Below are 4,180 nucleotides of genomic sequence, written 5' to 3'. Positions count from 1 at the left end.
TAGATGGTAAACTAATAGAACGGTAGAAAGAACCATAATATCGTTCTTGCATATGATAATTGTGATCTTTCTTTTCAGAAGATTGTTCTTTTTTACCTTCAATAGTTAGGATGTTACTGTCTATTTTAAGATCAATATTATCTTGTGTGACCCCTGGTAATTCCATTTCTAGATTATACTCAGAGTCATTTTCCATAATATCAGTTCTCGGTGATAACATTCTATCATTGTAAGAGGAAGGATAAGAAAAAGAAGCTATTTCATTAAAGAAGTTATTAAAGACATCATCAATATAACTTCTTTTATTAGAGTTGTTTTGTAGTTCTGATTTATTTCTAATACGTGGTAAATTAAAAGCCATAAAAAACCTCCTATTTAAGTTAAATAAAAATAAATAATAACAAATGAATGATCAAAAAATATTCATTATTCTCTTTACTGAATAGGTATTTCTTTAGCATTTTGGTCTTTGAGTTCAATTCTAGGCAAAATAATGGTCAAGATGCCATTTTTCAGCTGAGAAGAAATAGCCTTTTGATCAATATCATCATATAGAGACATAACATAATTAAACTTTTTATTTAAATGATCAGTAGTAGTATTTACTTTAGTATCGTCAATGTTACCTTCAATAAAAAGCTTAAGATTATTTACTTTAAGTTTAATGTTATTCTTATCATAGCCTGGTACTTCTAGGACTAGGATATATTGTTTGTCTTGAGTAATGAATTTACTTTTTATAGAACTTGAGTCATAGATAGATAATCTATTATCAAATACACTATTCCAGTAATAATCAAAGGCAGAGAAAGGGCTATGAATAAAATCTAATGGATGACGTAAATAAACAGTATAATGATTATTATTTGATGTTTTTTTATCCTCATCCGCAATGGTTGGATTGGCCAATAAAATGACAGTAATGCAAGTTAGTAAATATAATTTAATGTTGTTGTATAACATAATAACCCTCTTTTACTCCAATGTAGCTATATAACATATAAGGTTAATTTATAGAATCGTAACAGAATATATATCTAAATTAGATATAGGTTTAGAATAGAAAAATTCAAGTTATTTTATTATTGATGACGTTTATATCCTCCTAGGAATCTAATAAGGTGTAAAAATAGGTTAATAAAATCTAGATATAAGTTAAAAGCAGCTACAATAGACATTTTTTGTGCCAAATGATTGTCAGTATTAGTGAAGTAGAAAGATTTAATTTTTTGAGTATCCCAAGCTATTAGTCCAATAAAGATGATTACTCCTAGAAAAGAAGAAGCAAAATATACAGCAGGACTTTGTAAGAAAAGATTAACAAGTAAAGTAAGAAGTAATCCAACAAGTCCCATTAAAAAGAAAGAGCCCCAAGAAGTGAGATCCTTATCAGTGTTATATCCATATAAGCTCATCATACCAAAGAGAGCAGCACAGATAAAGAAAGTTCTAGCAATAGATATAGTAGTATAGATAAGGAATAGGTAAGATAAAGACATGCCCACTAGAATTGCGTATATCCAGAATAAGATTTGTGCTGATTGAATAGATAATTTAGAGAAGCCAAAGAAGAAATATAGAGCAATAGCTAAAGGGGCAAAAGCAATAATAGAGCCAAAAGCAGTATTAAACATTAAATTTGCAAGTGGTGTCCAAGAAATTGTGACAATAGCGGTACTACCAGTTACTAACAGAGCTGCAGCCATAAGGTTATAAACCTTTAACATAAATTGTCTCAGACCTTCATCATAAGTTTTAGAAGTAGTATGTGTACTAGTAGTGTAATCAATCATAGGCAAAAATTATTGTATATATGTTTATTATTTAAATTATAAATATAATAATAAGATCTTTTAGTTTCAAGGTTATTTATTGCTCTTTAATTATTTAGAGCAATAATGTTTAGAGTTAAGGATTAGAAATATTTATCGAATAGGAATATGAGTAAAGAGATGAGGATACTAAAGAGGAGGCAAGAGGTTAAGGGGCAGAAGAAAGAGAAGTTACCTTTTTGAAAGAATAAGTCACCTGGTAGACGTCCAAGTTTAAGACGTGATATAAGAGGCCAAACAAGTCCAATGGTGGTTATAAGTAATCCAAGGGTGATGAAGAATTTCTGCATATAAGAACCTGACAATTATAGTTAATAATTATTTTATAAGGAGTGATTGCCCTTTGATTTTCCATTTATCAATAATTTTGGGATTTAGTATTAATTGCTCTTTACAATCGAGTAGCATACCGTAGAGAATATGAGCATTATCTTGGTGGAGATAATCAAGTCCTGCTTTAACAAATAATCCACCAAGCATAATCTTTTTGCGAGCGTCAGATTTACGATCAAATGTAACTGCTTTTTGTAATTGCATACGAATATACCATAATTTCTTTGTGATTAATTTAATCAGTTTTTGAGTTTCCTGATTTTGGTTTACTGGGCATTTTTGTTTTACCCCCTAAACTTTTAAACTCATCCAAGATCGGATGTTTTTTATTATCAACATTTTTCACAAACTTTAGAAATCCTATTAGCAATCTATCATCGATAGTTAGAGAATTACATGCTTTAAAAATATTGAACAATTCCTCTTTACGTTTTTGTAGTAATTGAGTTTGTTGTAGTGCTAATTGTTCTTCAATTTTAGCAATACGTTCTTTTTTAAGTTGCTGTAAATTAGCAAGTTTGGTAGCTGTACCTAAAGCTTTAGTTGCCATTATTCCTCATACTTTTAAAATTTAATCCATTTTTGGACATTTAATACTATATGAGTATACCAACAAAAGAGATATACAGTCAAACAAAAATAAGTATCACATATATTTCTTTTACAGATATTGCGGGGGATCATTTAAGGGGGCTTGCTGCCCCCTTAAAACCCTTTAGTAACATACAAGAAAAAAGAGATTGCAAAAGATGATAAAGTATGATGTAGTAGTAAGGTTCTCGTAAGAGCGCACTTTCGCGTTTTGTTGACACAAAACGCTATGCGCTCAGTGAGTAGAACAATATCTGTAAAGTATTAATAATAAGATTAACTATTTATCAATGGCGACATATCATTTTCATAGTTCACATATACAAAGAAGCCAAGGTCAGAATGGAGTTGCTAAGGCAGCGTATATTGCAGCTAATAAATTAGTATATAGAACTATAGATAAAGAAAGTGGAGAAGCTATTAGTATTACTTATGATTTTAGAAAAAAACAAGGAGTAGTATATAGCAAGATATTTGTACCTGAAGAATTTCAAGATATGGCATGGTTAAAAGATAGAGAGCAGTTATGGAACGTTGCTGAAGCAAGAGAGAGAAGAGCTGATTCAAGACCTGGAGCTGAGATAGAATTTGCATTACCTAGAGAGGTAAATAAAGAAGATAATATAAGATTAGTGGAGGAATATGTACAGAAATGGATAGTATCACGAGGCATAGTATGTGACGTTAATATACATTACGATAATCCTGATAATCCGCATGTACATATACAGCATTTAACAAGAAGGTTAGAGCGTTTAGAGAATGGAGAAGTAGTAATTGGAAGAGTCAAGGATAGAGAGTTAGAAAGTCCAAGATTCTTATATTTTTTAAGAGAAGAATGTGAGATAGCAATTAATAAGCTGTATGAGGACGCAGGTTTAGCATTTAGGGTAACTGCTAAGTCATATAAAACACTTGGGATAGAACAAGAGCCGACCAAGCATCGTGGTGTGACACACCATATGCAAGGTACAGAATTAGAAGCAAAAAACAAAGAAATCATAGCTGCGAATGCAAAGAAGATATATGAAAGTTCTGAGCTAGTATTTGGTCGTATTTCATATACAAAGCCAGTGTTTACTAAGGAAGATATAGCAATAGCATTATCTGACGCTTTGATGGTGCATTTAGTGTCAAAAGGCAGTGATCTTGCCAAAGAGCAAGACGCTATTAGAGAGTTTGGCAAAGGTTTTGTGCAGGAGCAAGTAGGTGGTGAAAATACAGTACAAAATATAGCAAATGATGCAGCCGAAATTACTGCAGGAATCCCAGAGAAAAATACAAATAACAATCAAGCAGAAAATACCACAAACAACTCATCTATCGAGCATTTGAACAAAGAATATGGAGAGGAATTTTTAAGGCTTTACAATCAACTACTCGTATCTGACAAGATAGAGCTGATAGACCAAAAAGATTTGACT

General features: G+C 31.1%; 7 protein-coding genes. 1 reads left to right on the top strand and 6 read right to left on the bottom strand.

The window, feature by feature from the left end; genetic code table 11:
• From RAT170B_RS07650 to RAT170B_RS07630, 6 genes are all read right to left on the bottom strand, one after another.
• Nucleotides 1-361, bottom strand: a 361-nt coding sequence (locus RAT170B_RS07650; RefSeq protein ID WP_045806078.1) for an Hsp20/alpha crystallin family protein, incomplete at its 3' end; no start/stop codon positions are given.
• A gap of 74 nt (nt 362-435) precedes the next feature.
• The gene (locus tag RAT170B_RS07645; protein ID WP_409994167.1) at nt 436-948 is read right to left on the bottom strand and encodes an Hsp20/alpha crystallin family protein; all 513 of its coding nucleotides are present in this window, start codon (nt 946-948) and stop codon (nt 436-438) included.
• Nucleotides 949-1,082: 134 nt separating this feature from the next.
• The gene (locus RAT170B_RS07640; protein WP_045806076.1) at nt 1,083-1,793 is read right to left on the bottom strand and encodes a Bax inhibitor-1/YccA family protein; all 711 of its coding nucleotides are present in this window, start codon (nt 1,791-1,793) and stop codon (nt 1,083-1,085) included.
• Between the two features lie 122 nt (nt 1,794-1,915).
• Nucleotides 1,916-2,122 carry a DUF2905 domain-containing protein gene (locus tag RAT170B_RS09355; RefSeq protein ID WP_082068724.1) on the bottom strand — a complete coding sequence of 69 codons (207 nt, stop codon included), beginning with the start codon at nt 2,120-2,122 and terminating at the stop codon, nt 1,916-1,918.
• 28 nt (nt 2,123-2,150) lie between these two features.
• Nucleotides 2,151-2,369 (bottom strand): conjugal transfer protein TraD, encoded by a 219-nt coding sequence (locus tag RAT170B_RS07635; RefSeq protein WP_045806075.1) that lies wholly within the window; start codon nt 2,367-2,369, stop codon nt 2,151-2,153.
• Nucleotides 2,370-2,400: 31 nt separating this feature from the next.
• Nucleotides 2,401-2,715, bottom strand: coding sequence for a hypothetical protein (locus RAT170B_RS07630; protein ID WP_045806074.1), 315 nt, complete (start codon nt 2,713-2,715; stop codon nt 2,401-2,403).
• A gap of 331 nt (nt 2,716-3,046) precedes the next feature.
• On the opposite strand from RAT170B_RS07630, the gene RAT170B_RS07625 reads away from it, so the two are divergent.
• Nucleotides 3,047-4,180: MobA/MobL family protein (locus RAT170B_RS07625; protein WP_045806073.1), on the top strand; the 1,134-nt coding region annotated here is incomplete at its 3' end.

Source organism: Rickettsia argasii T170-B (assembly GCF_000965185.1).
Lineage (GTDB): Bacteria > Pseudomonadota > Alphaproteobacteria > Rickettsiales > Rickettsiaceae > Rickettsia > Rickettsia rickettsii.
Note: the sequence above shows the minus strand (reverse complement) of the source record. Positions and strands in the feature narration are given on the sequence as shown.